The sequence below is a fragment of the Pseudoalteromonas sp. SR41-1 genome (genome assembly GCF_014164015.1).
Lineage (GTDB): Bacteria > Pseudomonadota > Gammaproteobacteria > Enterobacterales > Alteromonadaceae > Pseudoalteromonas > Pseudoalteromonas distincta.
This window is the reverse complement of the sequence record NZ_JACJEK010000024.1, coordinates 37073-61133: the sequence shown is the minus strand read 5'-3', so window position 1 is coordinate 61133 and position 24061 is coordinate 37073. Positions and strand designations below refer to the sequence as shown.

The following is a 24061-nucleotide window of genomic DNA, read 5'->3' as shown; positions in this document are numbered from 1 at the left end:
CTTAAAGATTAGGAAATTATGAAATATTTAGTAACGGGTGCTGCTGGTTTTATTGGCGCGGCAACATGTCAAAAATTGTTAGCGGCTGGCCATGTAGTAGTCGGTATTGATAACCTTAACAACTATTACGATGTAAATTTAAAACTAGCTCGTTTAGCGCAGTTTGAAAGCCATGAAGCGTTTACATTTATTAAGCTTGATATAAGTGAACGCCCAGCAATGAGCGAGCTATTTAAAACACAGCAGTTTGATAAAGTCATTCATTTAGCGGCGCAAGCCGGTGTTAGGTATTCAATAGAAAACCCTGATGCTTATGCCGATTCTAATTTAGTAGGGCACTTAAATGTGCTTGAAGGGTGTCGTAATAATAAAGTTAAACACTTGGTTTATGCTTCATCTAGCTCTGTATATGGTTTAAACGAAAAAACACCGTTTGAAACGACCGACAGTGTTGATCACCCAGTATCGTTTTATGCAGCAACTAAAAAAGCCAATGAACTAATGGCGCATAGCTATTCTCATTTATATAGCTTACCTACAACAGGCTTACGCTTTTTTACTGTTTATGGCCCATGGGGTCGCCCAGATATGGCACCGTATATTTTTACTAAAAAAATACTTGCCGGTGACACTATTGATATAAACAACAATGGCGATATGTGGCGTGACTTTACTTACATAGATGACATAGTAGAAGGTGTTGTTCGTGCTGCCGATGTAATACCTGTTGCAAACCCAGATTGGAGAGTTGAAACTGGTTCGCCAGCTTCTAGCTCTGCGCCGTATGCGGTTTATAATATCGGCCACGGTAGCCCAATAAACCTAATGAAGTTTATTGAAGCCATTGAAGCTGAACTAGGTACTGAAGCTAAAAAGAACTTCCGTGAAATGCAAGCCGGCGATGTTTATAAAACTTATGCTGATACTACAGACTTATTTAATGCAACAGGCTATAAAGCGCAGGTTGGGGTTAAGCAAGGCGTTAGTGAGCTTATTAAGTGGTATAAAGACTTTTATAAATAAAAGTTACAATTAGTGAGTTATTTAAAAACACTGTTTTCTATTTGAGGCAGTGTTTTTTATTGGCTTAAATAAAGTCATGTTAGATGAGCGCGAAATAAATTCGCACCTACAGGGTTGATATATTGTAGGTGAGGTTTTATACCTCGCTTTGGTAAAGTTAAATTACATTAGCGCGAAATAAATTCGCACCTACAGAGTAAATATATCGTAGGTGAGTTTTTATACTTCACTTTGGTAAAGTTAAATTACATTAGCGCGAAGTAAATTCGCACCTACAGGGTATTAAAAATTAGCAAATACACCTAATCTAGCAAATGTTTCCCCGTATACATCCTTTCCTTGATACAGCTCAGCTCCCCAACTTTTAGCGCCCATTATTGGTTTACTTAACTTACGTGTGTATGCTGTTTGTAACTCATAACTTGTTTTATAACCATCACGTTTATTTTCAAGCATACGAATAGTGGTATTTAAGCTTTCTATTTTACTTAATTGCCAATGCCAATTTACGCTCATAGATTTAGCTGGTGTGTAATCGGTGTAGTCGTGCTCATCACCTAGCCAGTGGCCAATAACATTACCTGAATTACGATTACCATCTAGGTACAGTCGATTGCTATAAAAGCTTTGTTGTAAGTTACTATGCTCGAAGCGTAAACTGTGATTGTTAGCAATAAAGGGCAAGTAAATACCAAAACTATATGCATTATTACGAGAGCCACCTAGGGTATCTTCAAGCGCAACTTCACCATAAAACTCGAACGGTAGTGCATAAATACTATTGTTATAGGCAAATGTTATTGATCCTAATTGATCGCCAAGCTCAAAATTTTCTCCAAGCTCATCAGCATCATTACGACCAACATTGTCTTTGCTGCCAGGGCTAAAAAATCCCTCAGTAAAATCTTTAATTGTCACGCTTCGTGGGCCTCCACCAAACTGCATTAAACGGCTTAAGCCTATTGTTAAATTATTGGTTGCTGCAAAGCTAGTGTGTAAGCCAAATAAGTAAGGCTTACCTGGCTCATATACATTAGCGACTCCTGTTTGTCTTCCTTCTTTTAAAATTCCGCTTTGCTCTGTCATTTTACTGATAAACATATCGTAACGAATATTAAAGCTGGTTATTGGCTCTACATTACTAAGCGTTATAGAAGGGGTTGTTTTGGCTTGTGTGCTTAATAGCATGGCACTGTCGTTAAATGGTGAGTACCAATGCTCTCGGTAGCCTACATCTAGTTGCGCATACTTATTACCAAGGTAAAAAAAGCTTTGTGTAGGTAATATTTCGTCTTCGTTGGCTATGCCTGCAACACTTACACCAAAGTAACGCCCAAAGTTAGCATAAGCGCCGCCTTCAACTATTAAGTTGGTTTTAGTGGTTTGGCCGCGTTGGTTAGGCAGTGTTTTATCTTTTGTGCCTGCAGCAAGCGTTACTTTTGCAAATGACCCCGCATCGCTTTGAATATAAGGGCTAAGTTTGTACGAAAGTGTTTGATATAGTTCTGGGTAAGTATGCCTTACTGTTTGCAGCACTCTATAAATATCGTGAGCTTTATAAGGCTTACTCATAATATGTGTATTTTTACTCACGGCTAAAAGTCGTTGTACTTGGTGCTCAAGTTCTGGGGCTTGATTTAAAGGTAAGTAGGGTGATACGCCACCTTTAGCAACAGCATTTGCACTGATTGCCATCCCGATAAACAGTGATATTTTTTTGAGCATAATTATTCCGTTAGCAAAAATTTGTTTAAGTAAAAACGTTAACGCGAGGTTAGCAATAAACGCCTAAGTAAGGAAGAAAAAAGCGATATATTAGTGGGGATATATAGGAGTAGGCTATCATTCGCAGGTGATAGGCTATCCGTTAAATTCGAGCGCGTTTTTGCATGTAGTGCTTTGCTATAAAGCAGGTGGCGAACGCATTTAATAAGTTATACCTACAAAAAATAGATTTATAAGTTATTTATTTACAAAGAGGTTAAGAGGGCGCTGCGCTTTAGAGAAGTAAAAATACATAATTACTATTATTTTAATGTCTTCTCATTTACTCCTCTTTTGCTTCTCTTTGTGCAATAAGGTTTTAAGTAATTTATTCACAAAGAGGCTAAGAGGGCGCTGCGCTTTAGAGAAGTAAAAATACATAATTACTATTATTTTAATGTCTTCTCATTTACTTCTCTTTGTGCAATAGGGTTTTAAGTAATTTATTCACAAAGAGGTTAAGAGGGCGCTGCACTTTAGTGAAGGCAAAAGTAGGTAGTCTATTAAGTATAAATATTAAAAGCTGCGCTTTTCGCGTGAGCAAGCTCTACGTTACCGGTAAAGTTTTACATCTCATTTCTAAAGGTCTTATAAACAAAAATCCCGATGGTACTGTGTACCATCGGGGTTTTTTAATTGTTTTAATAAACTTAAACTTTAAATTCGTCTACCGACAAGCGAAGTTCTTCAGCCAGTTTTGCTACTTCTGAACTTGAGATATTAGTTTGATTTGCGCCTTCGGCTGTTTGCTCTGCGATGGCTACAATCGACTCAAGGCGTTCGCTAATTTCTTGTGCTACTTGTTGTTGCTCAAGTGCGGCAGTCGAAATTTCTTCACTTACGTCGTGGGCTTGCGAAACTGCAAATGTAATCGAATCAAGTGCGCTACTTGCTAGGTCGGTTTGCTCAACACACGATACAGCGCGTTGCTTACCTTTGCTCATTGCCGTTACGGCAGCTTCAGCGCCTGTTTGTAGCGATTCAATCATTGATTGTATCTCTTGGGTTGACTCTTGAGTTTTACTCGCTAGAGAGCGTACTTCGTCAGCTACAACAGCAAAGCCTCGGCCATATTCGCCTGCACGTGCAGCTTCAATTGCGGCATTTAGTGCAAGTAGGTTAGTTTGATCCGCTATTCCGCGTATTACATCTAAAATGCTGCCTATTGATGCGCTATCTTGATGCAGTTTATTAATGACTTGTGAGGCGTCGTCTACTTCACGTGCTAGCTGTTCAATCGTTGCTTTATTGTTATTCGAAATACCTTTAACGCGTTCAGCTTCTTTATCAGCATTTTTAATTTCGCTAAGCGCTTGTTGAGCGCTGTTACTAACTGTTTGCGATGTACTGCTCATTTCGGTTGTTGCAGTAGCTGCTTGTTCAACTTGTGCTTGTTGGTTACGAATTGCTTGGCTTGATTCTGAGGTAATGGCCGATGTTTGCTCTGATGCTGCTGCAAGCTGAGTAGAGCGCGAAATAATACCTTTAATTAGGCTGCGTAGGCTGTCAATTAGTGTATTACAACTTTTAGATAGTTCGCCAAACTCGTCTTGAGCGCTATCGTCTAAACGTTGTGTCATGTCGCCACTTGCAACAATATCTAAAATGCGATTAACTTCGGCAAGTGGTTTAGTAATGCGGCTAACAGTAATAATGGCAATCACAATTGCTAAAAGAGTGGCTATAACCATACCAACCCAGGTCCATAAATTAGCTGAGTCTACATCGCTGCGCACACCTTGTTGCAATTTAAACGCAACGTCACTTGCTTGATTAACTAGCTCGTCAATTTGGTTAAGTGCCATTTTGGTGGCTTGTTCTGACTGTGCAAGCTCTGATTGCGTAAGCGTAATCGAATCAATTAAACGTTTTTTGTTTGCTGCTAAGCTGTTATTGCCCTTTATGTTATTTTCTAAAATATCAACATATTCTTTTAGGCTTGAATATAAGTCGCTATGCGTTTGCTCTATTGCTGGCTTAATTAAATCAACGGTGCGTACTACTTCTTCAAGGTAATACGTTTGCTCGTTTTTAACAATATCGAGAGTGTTAAGCGTTTTAACAGTTAGCATGTCGGTGCTGTTACTAACTACCGACATAAAGTTGTTTTCTAAATTATTTGCAGCTTGATAAGCGCGAGGGTGGTTTTGTTCAAACCCATCAATGTCGATAATATCGAGTACAACAGAGTTAGCATCTTCTGCACTTAGTTCTATATTTTCTAATTGTGCTTTTAATGTTTTATTTAATGCTAGTTGCTTGCCTTTATCTGCTAATAAATTTTCAACTGAGCTTAAAAAGCTTAAATAAGTTTTTTCTACATTTTGGCTGCTTTGATTAAGTGCAGCATCGTTTTTTACTACGTCTTGAAGCTCACGGTGCAGCGTGTTGAACAATTGTTTTTGTTCAAGGACCTGTGCTTTTATTGGTGCAAGCTCATTGGCTGATGTAGTGTAAAAGCTCGCTTGAGCGGCTTTGCTCATTAAAATAAATTCGGCTTGTAGCTCAGAGCTTTTATTTAATGCTGGGAGTGATAGTTGGTTCACTTTTTGAGTGGAACGGTCAATATTTGCAATTTTTATTAAGGAATTACCACCAATTATTAATAATAATAGTGTGATAAATATAAAACCACCCCAAATACGCTGGCTTACTGTCAGGTTCATAAGATTTCCACTCAAAAAGTACTTCAATTAAGACTTATCGGCGTTTGTACCAATAAGTTAAGTAATTAAAATCAATTACTTTAATTAATTTTAACTATTAATTGATAAATCTAACAGATGTATTGTTTTTTTTCAGTTTATTTAGACGAAAGGTGGGATTTTTCTACAATTACTTTTTTAGTACTCAGCTCCATTAGGCTCATGGTGTTACCCCATACGCAGCCTGTATCTAGGGCGTGAACCCGTGAATTACCTGTTCTACCTTCAAGTGCGGCCCAGTGGCCAAAAATAATATCGTGTTTAGATTTAGCTATATTGGGGTGGTTAAACCAAGGAGTGAGAGTTTCGCTGTCGGTTATTGCACCCTTTGCATTAAGCTCGAGTTTGTTATCACTTGTTAAAAAACGCATGCGGGTAAAGTAATTAACTATGTATCTAAACTTTGCAAAGTCATCAAGGGTGTTAGACCACCTAGCGGGGTGAGCCTGGTACATGTGTTCAAAAAACGCTTCTGCGTTACTTGATTGATAACAGCTTTGTGCAAATTGAGCTTGTTTTAGCGCATCTTCAACAGACCAATCAGGGTTTAACCCCGCGTGAGATATAAAGCAGTTATGTTTTATAAGCTCTAATGCCAATGGCTGGGTTTGTAAAAAAGCGATGTAGTTAGCCAATTTAGGGCTTTCAAATATTGGGTTTAATTTATCTTTTGGATTAGTGGGTTTGTTAAGAAAGTAGCAGGCAACCATGTGAAGGTCGTGATTGCCTAAAGTGATGGTCATGCTATTTTGATGTTGGTAAATATAGTCTAAGCAGGCTAGGGAGTCTGGCCCGCGAGCAACTATGTCGCCAACTAAATATAGGTGATCTTTACTTGGGTTAAAATCAACCCGTTGTAAAAGGGTGTTAAATTCACTAAAACACCCTTGTAAATCACCTATCGCATAATCTGCCATCTAAGTGCTTAATGCAAAATGTTAGGGCAAGCCAAACGAAACACATTAATAGGCGCCTGAAACTCAGAGCCAAACTCGTTGCGTAACGTGTAATGGCCTTGCATAGTGCCTACAGGTGTATCTAAAATTGCACCGCTGGTGTATTTATAGCTTTCGCCTGGGCCAATATCTGGCATTTCGCCAACAACGCCTTCGCCTTCAACTTCTACTTGTTTGCCATTTGCATCGGTAATTAACCAATAGCGGCTCAGTAATTTTGCACTGCATAAACTATGGTTTTTAATTGTTACCGAGTAAGCAAATACGTATTTTTCAAGCTCAGGTTGAGATTGGCCTTCTACGTAAAATGTTTCTACAGATACCTTTACAGGCGATCCAATGTTACTGCTTGTTGTCATAAATCCAGTTAGCTATATCAATAAATTGTTGTAAAGATAAGCGCTCAGCACGCAGCGTTATATCAATGCCAATGCTAGTTAGTTCTTCTGCGGTAAGTAAATTACCTAAACTATTACGTAGCGTTTTGCGGCGCTGGTTAAATGCTTCTAAACACACGGTGTTTAAAATTTTAACGCTTTTTGCTGTACGTTGCTCTGGCTTTTTAGGTATTAAACGAATAACAGCAGAGTCAACTTTTGGCGCTGGTTTAAAGCACTCAGGTGGTACTTCAACAACCGGCATTGCATTACAGTAGTATTGAGTCATTACGCTTAAGCGGCCAAATGTTTTACTACCTGGGCCTGCTACCATGCGTTTTACTACTTCTTTTTGAAGCATAAAGTGCATGTGCTCAATATGATCTGAAAATTCAAAAAGGTGAAACAATAACGGTGTCGAAATATTGTAAGGTAAGTTACCAAACACTTTTAATTTTTTGTCATCGCGAACCAAGCTTGCAAAGTCAAACGTCATTGCATCGCCTTGGTTAACGGTTAATTTAGGACCCAAAAATGGGTGTTCAATTAATCGTTGTGCTAAGTCTTTATCTAATTCAACAACCGTTAAATGGCCGCTTAAGTCGGCTACTGGCTCAGTAATTGCGCCAAGGCCGGGGCCAATTTCTACTAAGTTGTCTTCTGGTTTAGGATCAATCGCAGAGACTATTTTATCGATGATAGATTCATCAAATAAAAAGTTTTGCCCAAAACGCTTACGAGCGCGGTGTCCTAAATGTACTTTATCGGTCATTGATTTTGTGCTTTTTCTTGGGCGAGCTTAATTGCTTCGCGGATCGCTAATTCAAAACTGCCAACGTCAGCTGTACCAGTCCCTGCTAAATCGAGAGCAGTACCGTGGTCAACTGAGGTGCGGATAAATGGTAAGCCAAGGGTAATATTTACCGATTTACCAAATCCTTTGTATTTTAGCACAGGTAATCCCTGATCGTGATACATAGCAAGTACTGCATCTGCTTCAGATAGGTATTTATGTTGAAATAAGGTATCGGCCGGTAGTGGGCCAATTAAATTCATCCCTTCGCTTCTAAGTATTTCAAGCGTTGGGGTGATTGTTTCTATTTCTTCACGGCCTAAATGGCCATCTTCACCTGCATGTGGGTTTAAGCCACACACTAAAATACGTGGTTTTTCTATCCCAAACTTAGTTTGTAAGTCGTGATTTAAAATACCCGCTACTTTAGTTAAGCGCTCAGGAGTAATGGCACGCGACACATACGCAAGTGGAATATGCGTGGTTACAAGTGCAACGCGTAAACCTTCAGTTGCAAGCATCATAACCACATCTGCAGTATTTGATTGCTGCGCAAAATACTCAGTGTGTCCGCTAAATGAAATGCCCGCTTTGTTAATAATGCCTTTGTGAACAGGGCCCGTAACAACCGCATCGAACGTGCCATCCATGTTTTTTTCGCTTGCTATACGCAAGGTATCTAACACGTATTGGCCGTTACCGTCGTTTAGTACGCCAAGCTCTACATCCGCACCTAAATCAACCTGATGAATATACAAACTGCCCGCAGGTGCTGCTATGGCGGGGGCATTATCATCAAATTCAATTAAATTTATTGTTAAGCCTAAATGCTTTGCACGCTCTTTTAATAGTTTGCCATCAGCAATCGCTATTAGTTGAGCGTCCCACGCTTGCTGAGCAAGCGTGAGTAGCAGATCTGGGCCAATACCGGCTGGTTCACCCGGTGTAATAGCAATTCTTAGAGTCATATTTATTGGTCTATAGGGAAAATTTCAACGTGAGCTTGCTCGCGCATTTCTTGCTGCCAGTTAAAACTTTCTTCCTTAAATTTACGGTTAAACAACATGCCATGAGCACGGTTACGTTTAGCTAGTTCAGTTTTATCAGCTACACGTTTGCCAAGTAACTGCACAATATGCCAACCAAACTGTGTTCTAAACGGTTCGCTTATTTCATTTTCTTTAAGAGAAAGTAATGTATCTTTAAACGCAGGTACGTAGGTAGTTGGATCTGTCCAATCGTACTCGCCGCCTTTAAGTGCAGAGCCTGGATCTTCTGAGTACTCTTTAGCAAGTTCACCAAAGTCGGCTGTTCCTGCGCGTAAGTCTTTTGCAAAGCCTGCAAGCATTGAGCGTGCTTTTTCTTCACTTAAAATAATTGAAGGTTTAATAAGTATATGGCGTGAACGTACTTCAGTTGTTTCTACAACTTGTAGACCACGAACGTCTTGTACTTTAATGATATGAAAACCAGCACCAGAGCGAAGTGGGCCAACAATAGCGCCTTTCTTTTGGCCTTTTACTGCTTCAGCAAAAAGCGATGGCATTTCGTTAATGCCCATGTAACCAAGTTGTCCACCTTCAAGTGCTTTAGAGCCGCTTGATGATGAAATAGCAATACGCTTAAACTCTTGGCCATCGTTTAATAGCTCAATAACCTTATCTGCACGTGTTTTTGCATCAGCAATTTCGTCAGCTGTCGCATCGTTAGGGATATCTATTAAAATATGACCAATGTCGTACTCTTCAGCACTTTGACCTTGGGTTTCCATAATTTTTAAAAGGTTATCAACTTCTTGTTCGCTAATATAAATACGACGATCAACGCTTGCACGTGTTACTTGCTGCGTTGTGATTTCTTTACGAATTTCTTCACGGTAAGCTTGAAAGCTTTCGCCCGAACCTTCAATAGTGCGGCGTAAGTCGGCGATTGTTCCGCCTTGCTCTTTTGCCATGTTAGCGAGAGTTTGATCGAGTTGGCTGTCTGAGATTTGTAATCCCATACGCTCAGCCATTTGCATCATAAGCGCTTGATTAACTAAACGCTCTACAGCTTGTACACGAAGTGTTTCATCTTTTGGTAATTGCTGGCCTTGTTCTTGTGCTTGCTTTTTAACACGATCAATTATGGTGTCTACTTCGCTTTTTAAAATTACGCCTTGGTTTACAACGCCAATAACTTTATCTATTTCTACTGGTGCAGCCATTACACTTTGACAAAGGCTGGCACTTAAAACTGCTGATGTTAATAATTTTTTTAAATTCATATTCTTTTTACTACTCTTGCTGATAGTACTCTAGTTACTAAGAAAATACGGTCTACGATAGCCAAAAATACCTTGTTGTAATAATTTTTGTGCATCATAACGGCTTTTACTGCCAAGTCCTTTTAATACAAAATTCAAACTAATACCTGAATCAAAAGTTGCTTGTTCTTGTCCTATTGACTGATTTAAATCAGTTTCAATTTGGCGATGGCCAGTAATTTGGATAGCCCAACAGCATGATTCATACTGTAATCCGCTCAATACTTCGATACTTCTGTTGTTTTCAAGATCTCGATGATAGCTCGCAATAAATTGCCATTCGTCGCTAATAGGAATACTTGTAAATACACCTGCTTGCTCGATTGTATTTCCTGAGACATCATTTGCATAGCGATGGTTCAATTGTACTAGCTGATTATTATCACCTTTATAATCAAGCGTTACATTTGACTGTACCATTTGCTTGCCATCTGTATCATATTGAATACCTCCAGCGAGGTACCAACGGCGGTGCCAATGTAACATGGTTTGAGCTGCAAATAGTGCATTATAATTAGTGTCTGAGTTTAAGCCTTGCTCTGTTGGCTTGGCATCGTCACTTAAATAAAATATTTGGCCCGCACTAAAGTTAAACACTTCTTCTTGTTTTTTATCAAATAAGCGCGTTGTAGCACCTAAAGTAAACTGATTAGCAGCTGCTATACGGTCAACACCCGAAAAGCGCACGTCTCTAAATAAACCATAATAATCATCTTGCAGTTTGGTTGTATCAAACAAGCCAATATCTGACTGATCTTTATTAGGTGTATATAAATACTGAATTTGTGGCTCTAGTGTTTGTATACCATCTTCAAAAAAGTAAGATGCGTCACGCTCAAAATTAAGCTGAGAGTACAAACGTACTTTTGGGATAGTACGCGATACGGTATCGCTGTATTGCGTGCCGGTTAAGTTTCCGCTTTGCTTATAATTAGTTTGTAATAAGCTTACTTCAGACAAAAATGACCACGCATGCGTAGCGTAGTTGTAGCGTGCTTTTGGCTCTACGTGTACACGAGTTGCGCTGTCTATGGCCACTTCTGATGAATCATTAGTAAAATGACTAATCTCGCCCGACACACTAAAGTCAAAATTATCAAAACGCCAAGGCGCTGTTTGCGTAAAATTAACTTGCGGTATAGCAGTGTAAGACTCTAAGTGATCGCCCAGTACTTCAAAGTTTTGTACTTTAATATCGGTGCGCCATGTTTCACCTAAATGGGTAAGTGAACCAGTACGATACAATTGAGTATCGGTTTTACTTGCGTAGTTTGAAGTTAAGTCGGTGATGTAGTTATCATCGCTCACATTGGTTACATCAACGTTTGCGCGCCAGTTTTCACCTAGGTAGCTTTGCTGTTGCCAATGAAACATGTAGCGTTCATTCAAATCAGGCTCAGAATCATCACTATCTAAGTATTCAATCCCTACTAAGCCTTCGTGTTGCTCTGTTAGGTATCTAAACTCTGTCTGTAATTGCAGCCCTTTGTTAGACATATAACGAGGCGTAATAGTGGCATCAAAATTAGGTGCAATATTTAAATAATACGGCGTAATTGTTTCAAGGCCGTATTTGTCAGAGCTTGAAATGGTCGGGGTAAGTAGGCCCGATTTACGGCGTTCATCTAGCGGGAATGTAAAATAGGGTAAATATAGAACTGGTGTATCTAAAATACGCAATACGGCGTTATATGTTTCGCCCCAGCCTTCTTCGCGTGAAAGGTTTATTTCGTCAGCTTCAATTTCCCATGCTGGGGTGTCACTTGGGCAAGTAGTAAAGCTTGCATTCATGAGTAATAGGCCAGACTGATTAACAGTGAGCTTTTCAGCGCCGCCTTTACCTTGTTGTTCGGTTAGGCTGTAGTCGGCGCCTAACAAACTGACTTCTGAATTATTTAAATCGGCATTTAATCCGGTGCTGTTTACTTTACTTACGTAGTCTTGATAAGTAATTGGCCCCGTTGCATTTAATAAACCACGCTGTTTGTCTATCAACGCAGTTTGTGCGGACAAACTCATCTTAAGGGTGTTAATATCAACATTGCCGGTAAATTCAGCGCTTTGAGTGCCAAGTAGCTCAACATCATCAGCTTGGATATCAACTTCACCAAGGTTAAGGCCTTCAAGTGGTTGCCAAGCTCTGGTTTGCATTGAAATGCCACAAAGGTTGTGTGCCAGTTCAGTTTCGGCAAGCGATGGTGCGCTAACTACGCTTAGCATCAATATGCCCCAGGTTTTGCTCATTTATCGACCTTAATACTTTGTGTTTAATATAATATACACATAATAAAGGAAAATAATGGCAATTACAGTAATTGACCTATAAAAATAGATATCTAATAAAATGACACGCTTTGAGAATTTACAACAATTTATAAACACACACCTTAATGCCAAGTCGCATACTTTAAACGCGATCACGGGGGATGCTAGCTTTCGCCGTTATTATCGTTTAAATCACGATAATAAACATTTAATAGTGATGGACTCAGATCCAAAAAAAGTGAATAACGAACCTTATATTTCGCTAAACCAGGTGTTTGTTGAGCAAGGTTTTTTACTTCCCACTATTATTGCAAGCGATGAGAAACAGGGCTTTTTTATCCTCAGTGATTTAGGCAGTACGCACCTAGCTGACATGCTTGATGATGCAAATCGCACCGAGCATTACCAAGCATTAATTAGTTTAAGTGCTCAGTGGGCAAAAACGCCCACAGCTTCTGCTATGCAAGCGTATAACGAAGATTTTATAAAGCTAGAGCTTGATATATTTAGCCAGTGGTTAGTAAGCGACTTTATTAATGAGCCACTCAGTACCGAACAAAAAATAATGTGGCAAGCAAGTTCAGAGCTATTAATAAAGGCGATGCTTGAGCAACCTACGGTTACCGTTCATCGTGATTACCATAGCCGTAATATTATGAATAGTGACGGCCAGTGGGCCATTATAGATTATCAAGATGCTGTACGCGGGCCGCTTTGCTACGATTTAGTATCGCTACTGCGCGATTGCTACTTTAAATTGCCAGAGCAAGAGTTAACAAGTTTACTTGATTTTGCTTATCAAGAATTTACAGCTCAAAATTTACTGACTAACACTTCATTCGATGAGTTTAAATATTGGTTTGATTTAACCGGATTACAGCGCCACTTAAAAGCTGCGGGTATATTTTGTCGATTGTATTTACGCGATGGTAAAACAGGTTATTTAGATAATATTTTACCGACGCTTGATTACATTATTGAAGTAGCAGCAAATTACCCAGAGCTTAAAGCATTGAGTGAGTGGACAAAAAATACCATAGTGCCAAAAGTGACTGAAAAGTTGGCAAAGGAGCGCTCATGAAAGCGATGATTTTAGCTGCAGGACGCGGGCAAAGAATGATGCCGCTAACGCAAAATATGCCAAAGCCAATGTTAAAAGTGGCAGAAAAACCACTTATTGAGCACCATATAAATAACCTTAAAGCAGCCGGCATTACCGATATTGTAATAAACCTTGCGTGGCAGGGTGATAAAATTAAAGACTATTTTAAAGATGGCAGCCAATTTGGCGTAAATATACTTTATAGCCAAGAAGTTGAAGGTGGCCTTGAAACAGCCGGCGGTATTATTGAAGCGTTACCGTTGTTGGGCGACTCGTTCATTGTAATAAATGGCGATGTATACACCGACTACGATGTAAGTGCGCTAATGCAACTTCATTTACAACCCGGTGAGGCGCACATAGTGTTTATAGAAAACCCGCCACATAACCCAGATGGCGACTTTGCATTAAGCCATTTGCCGGGCGAGAGTCAAAAATATACCTTTTCGGGGATTGGCCGCTATCAGGCTGATTTTTTTAAAGGATTAACGCAAGGTATTCGCCCTTTAGGGCCTATTTTACGTGAAAAGCTAAATGAACATTTAGTCTCTACTGAGCTCTACATAGGGCAGTGGGATGACATTGGTACACCAGAGCGTTTAAACCAATTAAACACGCGCCTTGAGGCGTAACAACTCAATTTTTAAGAAGGCAGTATTATAGATGTGGGGAAAAATTCTCGGTTTTTGTTTTGGCTTTATGTTTGGCAAAATATTTGGTGCTATTTTAGGTTTATACCTAGGTCATTTATTTGATAAAAGCTTAAAAAATAACTTTGATAAAGCAGGCGGTTTTTCTAGCTTATTTAGTGGTGACGATGTTCACGAGCGCCAAGCTTTATTCTTTTCAAGCTGCTTTGCTGTTATGGGGCACATTGCCAAGTCGAACGGTCGAGTGAGCGAAATACACATAAAAGCGGCTAACTTGTTTATGGATGAAATGGGCTTAAAGGGCGAAGAACGCCGCGAAGCACAACATGCATTTCAGTCAGGTAAAGAGAGCGACTTTTCACTTAAAGAAACCGTACACGATTTTAAAGAACGCTTTGCTAAACGAAACGATTTAATACAGTTGTTTTTAGAAATACAAATACAAATGGCGTTTTCTGATGGGGTATTAGCCGAACAAGAAAAGCAATTATTAGCAGATGTAAGTAAACAGCTAGGCATTTCTAAAACACACTTTGCATTTGTATTAAAACGTTATCAAGCTGAGTTTAACTTTAGAAAGCAACAACAGCGCTTTAATCAGCAGCAACAAAGCCAAGGTCAAAGTAGTAGCTACCGTGAGGGTTCTGGCCATCATGTACCGCCAAATAATAATATGAATCGTGCGCAAGCATTGGCGTTATTAGGCTTAAATAGCGATGCAACGCAGCGTGATATAAAAGTAGCGTACCGCAAACTTATGTCGCAACATCATCCAGATAAATTAGTATCGCAAGGCTTACCAAAGCACATGATGGAATTGGCAGTTAAAAAGAGCCAAGATATTCAAGCCGCTTATGAGTATTTAAAAAAGTCGGCGTAAAAACCCGTCTATTTCTTTTGTTAGGCGTGCGTGTTGACCAGGTTGATCGCGCAGGCCAAACAATTGGCGTTGGCGGTAATCAAATTTTGCATTTCGGTTAACCCAGCGCTGACGATTTTTAAGGCTCATTAAAATGTCTGTGCTGTCATTTGCATAGTAAATATCAAGCAAGGCGGGTGTAACAAGTGACGCTGTTTGGCTCAAACTTTCGTTACGCTTAGTATTAGGTAAGTAACTGCTTAAACTTATAAACGCATCTAGTCTCTCATCTGGAAAATCTGCATAGTACTCCAACAACACACCCGCACTTGTACCTTGTGCTATAACCACTATATTACTCGAATCTTCCATAGCGGTTTGATACAGCGCATTAAACCGAGAAATGAGATTTATTTTATAGTCATCAAGTATGTCATCGGTTACTTTTTCAATTGCATTTACGTAATGAGGTTCTTCTTTGATTTTTGCAGGCTGTGATTGTGCGTTTGTTGCTGTGTCGGGTGATGCAGGTTCATCGGCTTTACTAGGCGCTGTTTCTGCTTCATTAGGCGTTGCTTTGGCCATTTTACTTGCTTGCCAATCAATGTCGGGCACTGTCATTGCGTAGGTGCTGTAGCCTAAATTATTAAGCTCTTTACGCAAGTAGCCCATACCGGAGTTATTGGTAGGTGAAGAATGCCAGTCGGGTATAAGTATTACTATACCCCTAAAATTACTACTCATATATTCGCTGTAAAGGCTTAAAAATTCTGTTTCACCCGCTAATATTGGCTTTATTTCATCACTTGGCAGTAGTCGCTCAATATCGCTATTTTCAATGCTTGATAAACTAGGTGGGGCAATATGTTCAGCCGCGTAGGCGGGGTTAGCTAAAAGTAGCGCACAGCTGAGTTGTATATAAAAAGCTGCTTTTAAAAACCGTGAAAATAGCATAATGCACCTAACTAATGACAATTAGTTAGGTATCGGCAAGGTTATCTAAAAGTTTAATAATTTACGAAGTATTTGCGCCGGTTAAAATTCTGGCTCAGCTTCAAAAGTAAGTACTTGCTCAGTTTTAGGGTGCTTTAATTGCAGCATTTGTGCATGTAACTGTAAGCGAGGAGCCGCAGCAAGTGCCTCTTTATGGGCGTAAAGTCTATCACCTAAAATAGGATGACCAAGGCTTAACATATGCACACGTAGTTGATGCGAGCGACCAGTGATGGGGGTTAGTTCTACACGGGTTGCATCTTCTTCACGCTCAAGTATTTTAAAATGCGTAAGTGAAGGTTTACCTCTGTCGTGATCAACCATTTGTTTAGGGCGATTAGGCCAATCACAAATAAGGGGTAAATCTACTGATCCTGTTTCAGCTTCAAGGTGTCCGTATATACGTGCTATGTAACGTTTAGCTGTTTCGCGCTCTTGAAACTGCATACTTAAATGTCTGTGCGCGGCTTTATTCATGGCAAGGCACAGTATGCCAGAAGTCGCCATATCTAAGCGGTGCACTATTCTTGCGGTTGGAAAAACACGATTAACACGATTAATTAAGCTGTCGGCATGTTTAGGATCTTTACCTGGGACAGTTAATAACTCACTTGGTTTATTAACTATCAGTAAGTCGTCATCCTGAAAAAGTATCGTTAAATACGGACTCATAGGGGGATTGTAGTTAACTAACACGGCCGACCTTAGTAATTTTGAAGGGCGCTATTTTAGTAGAGCAAGCCAACAGGCTCAAGTAAAAGTTTGGCTATATTGTTTTAGTTAGGGCGTGTTGAACGTTGGTGGTTGAATTTGCAGTAGTATGTTTGGTTTTTAGGCAAGGCAGCGCCTATGTAGTGTGGTTATTCCCCATAATTAGGCGATAACGCAGCATAAATGCCAAACATGCTCTGCCCTTTGGGTTCTTCCTAGGGGCGATTAACTCTTTGTTGCTCGATTTTTACTTAGCCCACTAGGTTACAAACCTCGCGCCGCGATTAAATCGCCCCTAGATTGAACAAATTTCAATCCACAAAGCTCAACACGCCCTAGTATATCCAAACTTAGGCTCCTTTAAAGCGCTTTTATAACTTAATTTCTTCGGGTGTTAATAATCGATATTCACCACTGGCCAAGTTTTCATCTAGGGTAATCCCCGCAATCTGCTCGCGATGTAACTCAACCACTTTGTTATCTACCGCGTAAAGCATACGCTTAACTTGATGATACTTTCCTTCACTTATTGATAAACGCAGTCCGTAATTAGCAAGTCGTTCGGCAATAGCTGGGCGGGTTAAATCTTTTTCGTTATGCAGCATGACGCCTGTACGTAATTGCTCAAGTGCTTCATCGGTAATAGGCTCTTGAGTTTCTACTAGGTAGGTTTTAAATTTATTGCTTTTAGGCGACGTAATTTTATGTGACCAATCGCCATCATTAGTAATAATAACTAACCCGGTGGTATCTATATCAAGGCGACCTGCTACGTGAAAGTCGCTCATATTTGGCTCATCAAGTAAGTCAAAAACAGTTTTATGAAGCTCGTCACTGTTGGCACATACATAGCCAACAGGTTTATTTAGCATGTAATAGCGCTTACCTAAAAATACCAAAGGCGTACCTTGGTGCAGTACTTCATCTTGCTGGGCTAGCTGAAAATTATGTGATGTGATTATTTCGCCATTCACGCTTACTTCTTTTCGCTTAATACTAGCACGAGCTTGGGTGCGCGGTATTTCAGCTAAGTGGCTAATAAATTTATCTAAGCGGCAAGGGAATTTCATTTTGGTTCACATTTTTAGTCGGCTACAATGGGCGCGATTATAGCCGATAGTGAAATACCATGACAGTGCACAGCACACAAATTTTAAGCCTTTACCAAGCAAAAATAGACACAGGTGAACTGTGTTTTGATGCTGCGCAGCAAAATGCGGTGGAAGCTTTAAATACGCTAAGCGAGCAACTTCAAGCTCACACATCATGGTGGCAAAAAGCACCCTTAATAAAAGGCATTTATTTATATGGACCCGTAGGGCGTGGTAAATCCATGTTAATGGATTTATTTTATAAAAACCTATCTATTGAGCAAAAGCAGCGACTGCATTTTCATCATTTTATAGCACAAGTGCATGCCCAACTTTCGCAGCTACAAGGTCAAAAAAATCCACTCATTCTAATTGCAAAACAATGGGCTAAAAATATTCGAGTACTGTGTTTTGACGAGTTTTTTGTGAGCGACATTGGCGATGCCATGATTATGGACAGATTGTTCAATGCGTTGTTTGAACAAGGTGTTGTGCTGGTGGCCACATCGAATGCAAAGCCAGAGCAGCTTTATTACAACGGCCTGCAACGGGCGCGATTTTTACCTACTATCGATTTAATTAATAACCATTGCCATATAATTAACGTAGCAGGGGAGGACGATCACCGCTTTAGATATGGTAAAAACAGCCGTCACTATTTTATTAATTTACCTAAACGCGATTTTCAAAATGAGTTTTTAGCTTCGTATCCGGCTGTAACATGCAGCAATACAATTACTGTGCATGGGCGCGATTTACATTATTTATTAAGAGCCGATAATGCCTTGATGATTGATTTTATGGCGCTATGCTCCGGCCCGCGTAGTGCTAACGATTATATGTTTTTAGCAACGCAATTTGATGTGTTATATGTATCGAACGTGCCGCAAATGGGTGTTAAAGCAACGGGTAAAGTTATTGTTCACGGTATAGAAGATAGCTACCAACGCGAAAAACAAACGCTTGATGAGCACACATTTGACGACGAAGCACGGCGCTTCATTGCGTTAGTCGATGAATTTTACGATTGCCATAAATTGCTGGTAATAAATGCGCAAACCGACATTGAACATTTGTATAAAGGTAAAAAGTTGAGCTTTGAATATGCGCGCACGCAATCACGCATAGTCGAAATGCAAAATTGGTAACGCTTTAATATATATTGTAAACGAGCTTGCTCACGCGAAAAGCGCAGCGCCTTCTCAACCTCTTTGTGAATAATTCACTTAAGATCTTATTGCACAAAGAGAAGCAAAAGAGGAGTAAATGAGAAGACATAAAACAATAGTAATTATGTATTTTTACTTCTCTAAAGCGCAGCGCCCTCTAAACCTCTTTGTGAATAAATCACTTAAGATCTTATCGCACAAAGAGGAGTAAATGAGAAGACATTAAAACATAGAAATTACGAGCTTTGCTCGTCACAGCCAGCAAGCTGTGCTTATACAAGTAAATTTAACCACGGCGTTAAACTTACCCTTCTTGGCGCACTATATTCTCAAGGGCGCGAATATTAGTAATTAAGTCCTGGCGTTGTGGGTTGGCTTGTAATGCTTTTCTAAGATGCTTTAGCGCGCTCGGGTAGTCTTTAGAATCAATTGCTATTTGCGATAATCCAAGCCACGCCGATAGTTGGTAATCAGGTAGAGCTTGTGCACGAACATACATAAGTTTAGCTTGGGTAAGTTGGCTCTTACTGCGATATATACTCGCTAAACTAAGTAGGGCATCACCTAAATTCGGGTTTATTTTAAGTGCGTTATTTAAGCTTTTAAGAGCACGTTTAGTATTACCTTGTTGCATAGCAATTTGTGCGTTGTATACAGAAAACTGCGCTTGTTCATCACGGGGTAGCTGCTTAGTTAATCTTTTTGCGCTGCCTATTAGCTCTTTAGCTAAATCCCATTTTTGTTGAGATACTAGCCAGCCTAAAGTTTGCATCGTGGTATTAATAACCTCAACTTTCTGCTGTTTAGTGGCGTGTTTTAAACCTTGCTTTAATAAACTCACTGCGCGTTCAGTGCTGCCTTCAGTTAAATGCAGCTGGGCTGCTAAAAGCTGGTTACTGGCATCTTTAGGGTTGAGTTTTAGGGCTACTTCAATAGCAGCAAGCGCTTGCTTTTTTTGATCAAGCTGTAATGCTATTTGTGCACGTTGCAGCCAAAGTTCAGCTTTATCAGGGCTTTTATTGAGTAATTCTTTTAATAATGCATTTGCCTGGCTTAAATCACCCGATTCAATTAACGCAAACAATAGACCTTGTTGATATTGGCTTGTTTCTGGCGCTAGCATAAGCGCTTGGCGGTAGGCCGCTACTGCGCTCCAAGGTTGGTTGTGCTGTACGTGTATATAAGCAAGTTGCGCATAACTTTGTGCATCAGCTTGGCCTAGTTCAATACTGTGAACTAGATGTGTTTGCGCTTTATCATACTTTGCTTGTTGCATGTATAAAAGGCTCAAACCTTGGTGAGCTTTTACTAAATCAGGTGATGCTTTTAAACATGCTAAATAAGCGGCTTCTGCTTTATCAAAATCTTTTGTTGAAAGCAGTACTTGTGCACGTAATAAGTTTAAAGCAGTGCTATCTTGGCTTATATCTCGGCCTTTAAATAGCGCCGCAACTTCACTGTAATTACCGGCTTGTAATAGTGGTTGTACTTGGCGAGCAAAACCGCGCTCGGTAGGCTCAATAAGAACCTCTGTAGGGCCTAGTAATTTATTATTTATAGCCAACTGCCATGTTGGATCGCTAGGCGATAACGTTACTTTTAGTGGCGCACTTTTTAATGTCGTACTAGCAGCGCTTGCATGCACGCTACTTACACCTAGTAAAGGGAGTGAGCACATTAAAGTAGTGATAACTGAGCGAGTTAATGGTTTTAGCGTTTTAAATATATTCATATTTTTCATTTTAATAGGCTTAAGGTTTAAATTCGATTGGCCAAATAAAGCGAGCGCGTACGGTTTCACCTTCTTTTTTAGGTGCACTAAAGCGGCTTTGTTTAATAATTTTGTCGATAGCTGGTTTAAGTTCAGGGTATGGGTTTTGTACTACCTCAATTAAACTTAACTTGCCACTTTCATCAATAAATACATCGAGTTTTACAGTAAATACATCAACACCTCGGCGGGTTAAGCTTTTTGGTAAAACGGCCTTGACGGGAGTAAGTAAAGTGGGGAGACCATCGAGTTGATTTAAGCTAAATGCATCCCAATTTACACTCATTGATTGCCATTGTGGCGCACTTACTTTTACGTTGGGTGTATCGGGTTTTACAATACTTAAATCACTCTTTATCTTAATTTTTACGGCTTGAATTGACGCGCCTGCACCTTCTACCGCTAAGCTTTGCATTGGCTCACTTGTTTGCTGTTGTGATATTGATGGAGGTGGCGGAGGAGGCAGTGCCACCATGGCAATCTCACGTACAACCACTTTGTCTTGGATATGATGTTCAGCAAGTTGCCCAAGCCATAAAAGCAGTAATGCAGCACTAAGCACAATGAGGCTAAGGCCAAATGCAAACAGCGGATGGCGATTGTTTTTTGTTTTTTGAAGCGGGTTAATCGTGTGCATATTATTGCTTGGTCGCTAAGTTAACTTGCGCCGCGCCTGCCAGCTTTGCTTCGTCAATTACTTGAACAAGTAACTCAGTAGGTACTGTTTTATCAGCTTGAATAACCACAGGGCGTTGTTGCTGTTTTAACATTTGCTCGACACTACTACGTACACCGGCAACACCAATTTGGCTGCCATCAAAAAATACTTGTTGGTTGTCGGTTATTGCTAAAAATATAACTTGCTGCTCAAGACGACTAGCCGATACGGCTTGTGGTTTATCAACCTCAACGCCGCTTTCGCGTACAAATACGGTTGTAACAATAAAAAATATTAGCAATATAAATACCACATCAAGTAGCGGCGACATATCAATATGTTGCCCCGCTTCTTGCTCTAGCTTGTGCTTTAATCGTGATTGCATAGTGTTACCCTAACTGTTTACTTAACGTATGTAATTTAGGATTACGCTGCGAATACGCTAAGTAAGCTTGCATTAACCACGCAGGAATAGCGCACACAAGGCCGAGTTGAGTTGTTAGTAATGCGTCACCAATGGCGTCACTCATTAACTCGTTATGGCCCAGCGCCATTACTTTAAATGTATCAAGCAAACCAACAATGGTGCCTAATAAACCAAGTAGCGGAAGCGCTGCAGTTAAAATAGAGCTAACTTCTTGCCAATAACCTTTGCGCTGCGCTTGGTATTGTTTAAGGTGCAGTAAGTCATGAAAAATCAGCTGGTATACAAATAAAGCGAGTAAAAGAATACACCAGCAAATAGGGTTACTAACGATTTTCTCAAACATTGGTTTCTCCTTTCTCTAGTTGACTTAGCTGTAATGCAAAGCCTTCTAGTTGGCTGTAGTACGCTTTTGCTTTACGCGATAACAGTGCATTTAATACCAATGCAGGGATGGCAACGACTAAACCCAATTCGGTTGTTATAAGTGCTTGTGCAATACCGCCCGATACAACTTCTGGGTCGCCTGAGCCAAATAAAGTCATCATTTTAAATGTTTCGATCATGCCGCTAACAGTGCCTAATAACCCAAGTAGTGGGGCTACAGCAGCCGTAACGGCAATAGCGCCAATAAAGTTATCGAGTTTATGCTTATCATGAATTAACTGATTAAATAATTGATCGTCTCGTACTTGGCCTTTTTCGCTTTGCAGCGTTAAGTTAAATAGCTGCTGCTGCATACCTGCAAATTCACTGCTATTTTCAGCTTTAAAAAGTTGCTGTAATTGCATTTGAGAGTGCATTTTAATTTTACTTAAACGCAGTAGCTGTGCGGCTTTTAATAGCGCAATGGTAAGTGCAAAGCAGGCAAATAAAATAATAGGGATAGCCCATAAACCGCCTTTTTCTAGGTGTTCAAGCGGACTTTCTTGTTGGGCTTGGCTAGTTACTAAGTGCGTTAAACTAGGGTCGAAAGTAAGTAATGTAGAGCCTACACCGTTTTGCTTTAAAGTATTATCGAGTGGGTTGTCGTCACTTGTTGATTGTACTAACGCTACTTTTAATGCATTAGATTCATCATCTAAATTTAATAAACCCATAAGTTTAGGTGTTTGCGTACTAAACCATGCAACAGGCCCGACTTGAAGGGTATTAGCTTGGCTTAATTCGCCATTACTTAGCACAACCGATTGTTTTTTTAACTGTGGATAAAGTGCCTGCTCTTGATTATTAATTAGCGATACAACACGGCTTAATAACTCGTTTTGGCTATTAGCCGACTCGTTACTGCTAGCACTATTGCTGGTGTTTTGGCGTACAAAACGGCTAAGTAAGTTTAATTGATATTGCTGCTGCTGTTGCCAAGTGTCTAATCGGGTTTGTAACTGATCAAGACTTAATGTGTTTTCGTCAGCTAGGCGGCGATTAACGGCTGCTTGTTCGCGTAATTTACTGAGCGATTGCTGCTTGGTAAAAATTTGCTTTGCAAGGATTGCTTGCTCTTTTGAAATGCTATTTTGAGTTTTATTTAGAGTACGCTGCGCTGTTTTAATATCACTTAAAATACTTTGCTTAGCATCATCACTGCTAGCTGCAAAAGATATGTTTGCACTAAAAAGTAAAACTGTGGCGCTAAATACTTTAATTATGCTGTTAGTCGCCATTATTTAGCCCCTTGCTGGTTTTTATTTACATAACTTAATATTGGGAGTGTTACCCAATCAGCAGCGCGCTTTTTTTGCTGTACAGCAATACCCAGTGCAACTTGTTCTGCATTAATGCTTGAATCAAACTCCCACTGCCAACCTAAGTCACTTGGAAAACCAATACCTACGTAACTTAAGTCTTCGCTTACAAACCATGCTTGAGCTGCACCTAAATAAAGCTGCTTAACCCATACTTCTTGCCCGTCAGGGTGCTTAATAGCCATTTCGTGAATAGAAATACGTTGTTGAAAATCATTAAGTAGAGTCAGCATTTTTAGTGCTGTTTGTAATTTGTCAGTTGTACTGAGTTTTGAATCGCTTAAATCACCAGCGTTTTTCCAACTACTCAAAAGTGGCGGGGGGAGTTGCACTTGTAATGAAAGTAATTGCCCAGAAATACGTGCTAGTTGATCATTTAATTGCTGTTGATCATTTTCAAGTTCTGATTGCTGAGTTACAAGCTGTTCACGTTTTTGGGCAAGCTCACTGGTGCTTTTTTTTCTACGCTGATTAAGCTCGCTAAGTTGCTGCTGCTCGGCATTAAGAAGCGTTAAGGTTTGCTCCATACTGCTTTTTTGTTCAAGCCAATGAGTATTTAATTCTGTGTTTTGATTTTCTATTTGTAGCCATTTATTAACGAGTTGTTCTAGCTCACTAACAGTGTCGGCTTTTACTGCCATAGTGCTACAAAGCGCGATAACTACGCTAATTGGTTTAATTAAGCTTCGCATTACTTAAC

The 24061-nt window shown here is 39.9% G+C and carries 22 protein-coding genes; 5 read left to right on the top strand and 17 right to left on the bottom strand.

What is annotated here, in order from left to right:
- Positions 1-18: 18 nt before the first annotated feature.
- A complete protein-coding gene (locus tag H5118_RS18160) occupies positions 19-1023 on the top strand; it encodes an NAD-dependent epimerase (protein WP_182749643.1) in 1005 nt (334 codons plus the stop codon).
- A 282-nt stretch (positions 1024-1305) separates the two neighbouring features.
- Here the strand turns inward: H5118_RS18160 and H5118_RS18155 are convergent, their stop codons facing one another.
- The 8 genes from H5118_RS18155 to lptD all read right to left on the bottom strand — a co-directional run bounded on the left by H5118_RS18155 (position 1306) and on the right by lptD (position 12167).
- On the bottom strand, positions 1306-2748 hold the full coding sequence (locus tag H5118_RS18155) for a capsule assembly Wzi family protein (protein WP_182749642.1): 1443 nt from the start codon (positions 2746-2748) through the stop codon (positions 1306-1308).
- A gap of 689 nt (positions 2749-3437) precedes the next feature.
- Positions 3438-5453 carry a methyl-accepting chemotaxis protein gene (locus tag H5118_RS18150; RefSeq protein WP_182749641.1) on the bottom strand — a complete coding sequence of 672 codons (2016 nt, stop codon included), beginning with the start codon at positions 5451-5453 and terminating at the stop codon, positions 3438-3440.
- Between the two features lie 137 nt (positions 5454-5590).
- Positions 5591-6409 carry a symmetrical bis(5'-nucleosyl)-tetraphosphatase gene (locus tag H5118_RS18145; RefSeq protein WP_182749640.1) on the bottom strand — a complete coding sequence of 273 codons (819 nt, stop codon included), beginning with the start codon at positions 6407-6409 and terminating at the stop codon, positions 5591-5593.
- An 8-nt stretch (positions 6410-6417) separates the two neighbouring features.
- Positions 6418-6807 carry a Co2+/Mg2+ efflux protein ApaG gene (apaG, locus tag H5118_RS18140; RefSeq protein ID WP_002960839.1) on the bottom strand — a complete coding sequence of 130 codons (390 nt, stop codon included), beginning with the start codon at positions 6805-6807 and terminating at the stop codon, positions 6418-6420.
- Positions 6791-7597, bottom strand: coding sequence for a 16S rRNA (adenine(1518)-N(6)/adenine(1519)-N(6))-dimethyltransferase RsmA (gene rsmA / locus H5118_RS18135; RefSeq protein ID WP_002960838.1), 807 nt, complete (start codon positions 7595-7597; stop codon positions 6791-6793). Before rsmA ends, apaG begins: the two co-directional genes overlap by 17 nt.
- Positions 7594-8586 (bottom strand): 4-hydroxythreonine-4-phosphate dehydrogenase PdxA, encoded by a 993-nt coding sequence (gene pdxA / locus H5118_RS18130; RefSeq protein ID WP_024589800.1) that lies wholly within the window; start codon positions 8584-8586, stop codon positions 7594-7596. The genes rsmA and pdxA overlap by 4 nt, the downstream gene beginning before the upstream one ends.
- A 2-nt stretch (positions 8587-8588) precedes the next feature.
- Entirely contained in the window at positions 8589-9884 is a 1296-nt protein-coding gene (gene surA / locus H5118_RS18125; protein ID WP_002960833.1) for a peptidylprolyl isomerase SurA, read from the bottom strand.
- 30 nt (positions 9885-9914) lie between these two features.
- Positions 9915-12167 (bottom strand): LPS assembly protein LptD, encoded by a 2253-nt coding sequence (gene lptD / locus H5118_RS18120; protein ID WP_182749639.1) that lies wholly within the window; start codon positions 12165-12167, stop codon positions 9915-9917.
- A 100-nt stretch (positions 12168-12267) separates the two neighbouring features.
- Between lptD and H5118_RS18115 the strand changes: the two genes are divergently transcribed.
- The 3 genes from H5118_RS18115 to djlA are packed head-to-tail and all read left to right on the top strand — an operon-like array spanning position 12268 to position 14820.
- The gene (locus H5118_RS18115) at positions 12268-13269 is read left to right on the top strand and encodes an aminoglycoside phosphotransferase family protein (protein WP_182749638.1); all 1002 of its coding nucleotides are present in this window, start codon (positions 12268-12270) and stop codon (positions 13267-13269) included.
- Positions 13266-13922: an N-acetylmuramate alpha-1-phosphate uridylyltransferase MurU gene (gene murU / locus H5118_RS18110; RefSeq protein WP_182749637.1), complete on the top strand. Its 657-nt coding sequence runs from the start codon at positions 13266-13268 to the stop codon at positions 13920-13922. Before H5118_RS18115 ends, murU begins: the two co-directional genes overlap by 4 nt.
- Positions 13923-13953: 31 nt before the next feature.
- Entirely contained in the window at positions 13954-14820 is an 867-nt protein-coding gene (gene djlA, locus H5118_RS18105) for a co-chaperone DjlA (protein WP_182749636.1), read from the top strand.
- Here the strand turns inward: djlA and H5118_RS18100 are convergent.
- The 3 genes from H5118_RS18100 to rsuA form a co-directional block, all read right to left on the bottom strand.
- Positions 14803-15753, bottom strand: a complete 951-nt coding sequence (locus H5118_RS18100; protein ID WP_182749635.1) for a DUF3530 family protein — start codon at positions 15751-15753, stop codon at positions 14803-14805. The genes djlA and H5118_RS18100 overlap by 18 nt on opposite strands.
- Positions 15754-15834: 81 nt before the next feature.
- A complete protein-coding gene (gene rluA, locus H5118_RS18095) occupies positions 15835-16488 on the bottom strand; it encodes a bifunctional tRNA pseudouridine(32) synthase/23S rRNA pseudouridine(746) synthase RluA (protein WP_182749634.1) in 654 nt (217 codons plus the stop codon).
- A 386-nt stretch (positions 16489-16874) separates the two neighbouring features.
- Complete coding sequence (gene rsuA, locus H5118_RS18090; protein ID WP_039485514.1) at positions 16875-17573, bottom strand: 16S rRNA pseudouridine(516) synthase RsuA; 699 nt, start codon at positions 17571-17573, stop codon at positions 16875-16877.
- Positions 17574-17632: 59 nt separating this feature from the next.
- On the opposite strand from rsuA, the gene zapE reads away from it, so the two are divergent.
- Entirely contained in the window at positions 17633-18742 is a 1110-nt protein-coding gene (gene zapE, locus H5118_RS18085; RefSeq protein WP_182749633.1) for a cell division protein ZapE, read from the top strand.
- A 325-nt stretch (positions 18743-19067) separates the two neighbouring features.
- On the opposite strand, the gene H5118_RS18080 is transcribed toward zapE, so the two are convergent.
- From H5118_RS18080 to H5118_RS18055, 6 genes are read right to left on the bottom strand one after another with little or no spacing between them, the layout of a single operon-like run.
- Entirely contained in the window at positions 19068-20495 is a 1428-nt protein-coding gene (locus H5118_RS18080; RefSeq protein WP_182749632.1) for a lipopolysaccharide assembly protein LapB, read from the bottom strand.
- 19 nt (positions 20496-20514) lie between these two features.
- Positions 20515-21171 carry an energy transducer TonB gene (locus tag H5118_RS18075; protein ID WP_138488520.1) on the bottom strand — a complete coding sequence of 219 codons (657 nt, stop codon included), beginning with the start codon at positions 21169-21171 and terminating at the stop codon, positions 20515-20517.
- A gap of 1 nt (position 21172) precedes the next feature.
- Entirely contained in the window at positions 21173-21577 is a 405-nt protein-coding gene (locus H5118_RS18070; protein WP_036981164.1) for a biopolymer transporter ExbD, read from the bottom strand.
- Between the two features lie 4 nt (positions 21578-21581).
- Entirely contained in the window at positions 21582-21962 is a 381-nt protein-coding gene (locus H5118_RS18065) for a MotA/TolQ/ExbB proton channel family protein (RefSeq protein WP_002960812.1), read from the bottom strand.
- Entirely contained in the window at positions 21955-23280 is a 1326-nt protein-coding gene (locus H5118_RS18060; protein WP_182749631.1) for a MotA/TolQ/ExbB proton channel family protein, read from the bottom strand. Before H5118_RS18060 ends, H5118_RS18065 begins: the two co-directional genes overlap by 8 nt.
- A complete protein-coding gene (locus H5118_RS18055) occupies positions 23280-24053 on the bottom strand; it encodes a DUF3450 family protein (protein ID WP_024596704.1) in 774 nt (257 codons plus the stop codon). The genes H5118_RS18060 and H5118_RS18055 overlap by 1 nt, the downstream gene beginning before the upstream one ends.
- Positions 24054-24061: the final 8 nt, after the last annotated feature.

Bases quoted from the DNA above. Each gene is read 5' to 3' on its own strand.
- H5118_RS18155 (WP_182749642.1), bottom strand. From the start codon at position 2,748: ATGCTCAAAAAAATATCACTGTTTATCGGGATGGCAATCAGTGCAAAT.
- rsmA (WP_002960838.1), bottom strand. From the start codon at position 7,597: ATGACCGATAAAGTACATTTAGGACACCGCGCTCGTAAGCGTTTTGGG.
- H5118_RS18150 (WP_182749641.1), bottom strand. From the start codon at position 5,453: ATGAACCTGACAGTAAGCCAGCGTATTTGGGGTGGTTTTATATTTATC.
- H5118_RS18060 (WP_182749631.1), bottom strand. From the start codon at position 23,280: ATGGCGACTAACAGCATAATTAAAGTATTTAGCGCCACAGTTTTACTT.
- H5118_RS18080 (WP_182749632.1), bottom strand. From the start codon at position 20,495: ATGAATATATTTAAAACGCTAAAACCATTAACTCGCTCAGTTATCACT.
- murU (WP_182749637.1), top strand. From the start codon at position 13,266: ATGAAAGCGATGATTTTAGCTGCAGGACGCGGGCAAAGAATGATGCCG.
- pdxA (WP_024589800.1), bottom strand. From the start codon at position 8,586: ATGACTCTAAGAATTGCTATTACACCGGGTGAACCAGCCGGTATTGGC.
- surA (WP_002960833.1), bottom strand. From the start codon at position 9,884: ATGAATTTAAAAAAATTATTAACATCAGCAGTTTTAAGTGCCAGCCTT.
- lptD (WP_182749639.1), bottom strand. From the start codon at position 12,167: ATGAGCAAAACCTGGGGCATATTGATGCTAAGCGTAGTTAGCGCACCA.
- H5118_RS18055 (WP_024596704.1), bottom strand. From the start codon at position 24,053: ATGCGAAGCTTAATTAAACCAATTAGCGTAGTTATCGCGCTTTGTAGC.
- H5118_RS18115 (WP_182749638.1), top strand. From the start codon at position 12,268: ATGACACGCTTTGAGAATTTACAACAATTTATAAACACACACCTTAAT.
- H5118_RS18065 (WP_002960812.1), bottom strand. From the start codon at position 21,962: ATGTTTGAGAAAATCGTTAGTAACCCTATTTGCTGGTGTATTCTTTTA.
- apaG (WP_002960839.1), bottom strand. From the start codon at position 6,807: ATGACAACAAGCAGTAACATTGGATCGCCTGTAAAGGTATCTGTAGAA.
- rsuA (WP_039485514.1), bottom strand. From the start codon at position 17,573: ATGAAATTCCCTTGCCGCTTAGATAAATTTATTAGCCACTTAGCTGAA.
- H5118_RS18075 (WP_138488520.1), bottom strand. From the start codon at position 21,171: ATGCACACGATTAACCCGCTTCAAAAAACAAAAAACAATCGCCATCCG.
- zapE (WP_182749633.1), top strand. From the start codon at position 17,633: ATGACAGTGCACAGCACACAAATTTTAAGCCTTTACCAAGCAAAAATA.
- H5118_RS18160 (WP_182749643.1), top strand. From the start codon at position 19: ATGAAATATTTAGTAACGGGTGCTGCTGGTTTTATTGGCGCGGCAACA.
- H5118_RS18145 (WP_182749640.1), bottom strand. From the start codon at position 6,409: ATGGCAGATTATGCGATAGGTGATTTACAAGGGTGTTTTAGTGAATTT.
- H5118_RS18100 (WP_182749635.1), bottom strand. From the start codon at position 15,753: ATGCTATTTTCACGGTTTTTAAAAGCAGCTTTTTATATACAACTCAGC.
- djlA (WP_182749636.1), top strand. From the start codon at position 13,954: ATGTGGGGAAAAATTCTCGGTTTTTGTTTTGGCTTTATGTTTGGCAAA.
- H5118_RS18070 (WP_036981164.1), bottom strand. From the start codon at position 21,577: ATGCAATCACGATTAAAGCACAAGCTAGAGCAAGAAGCGGGGCAACAT.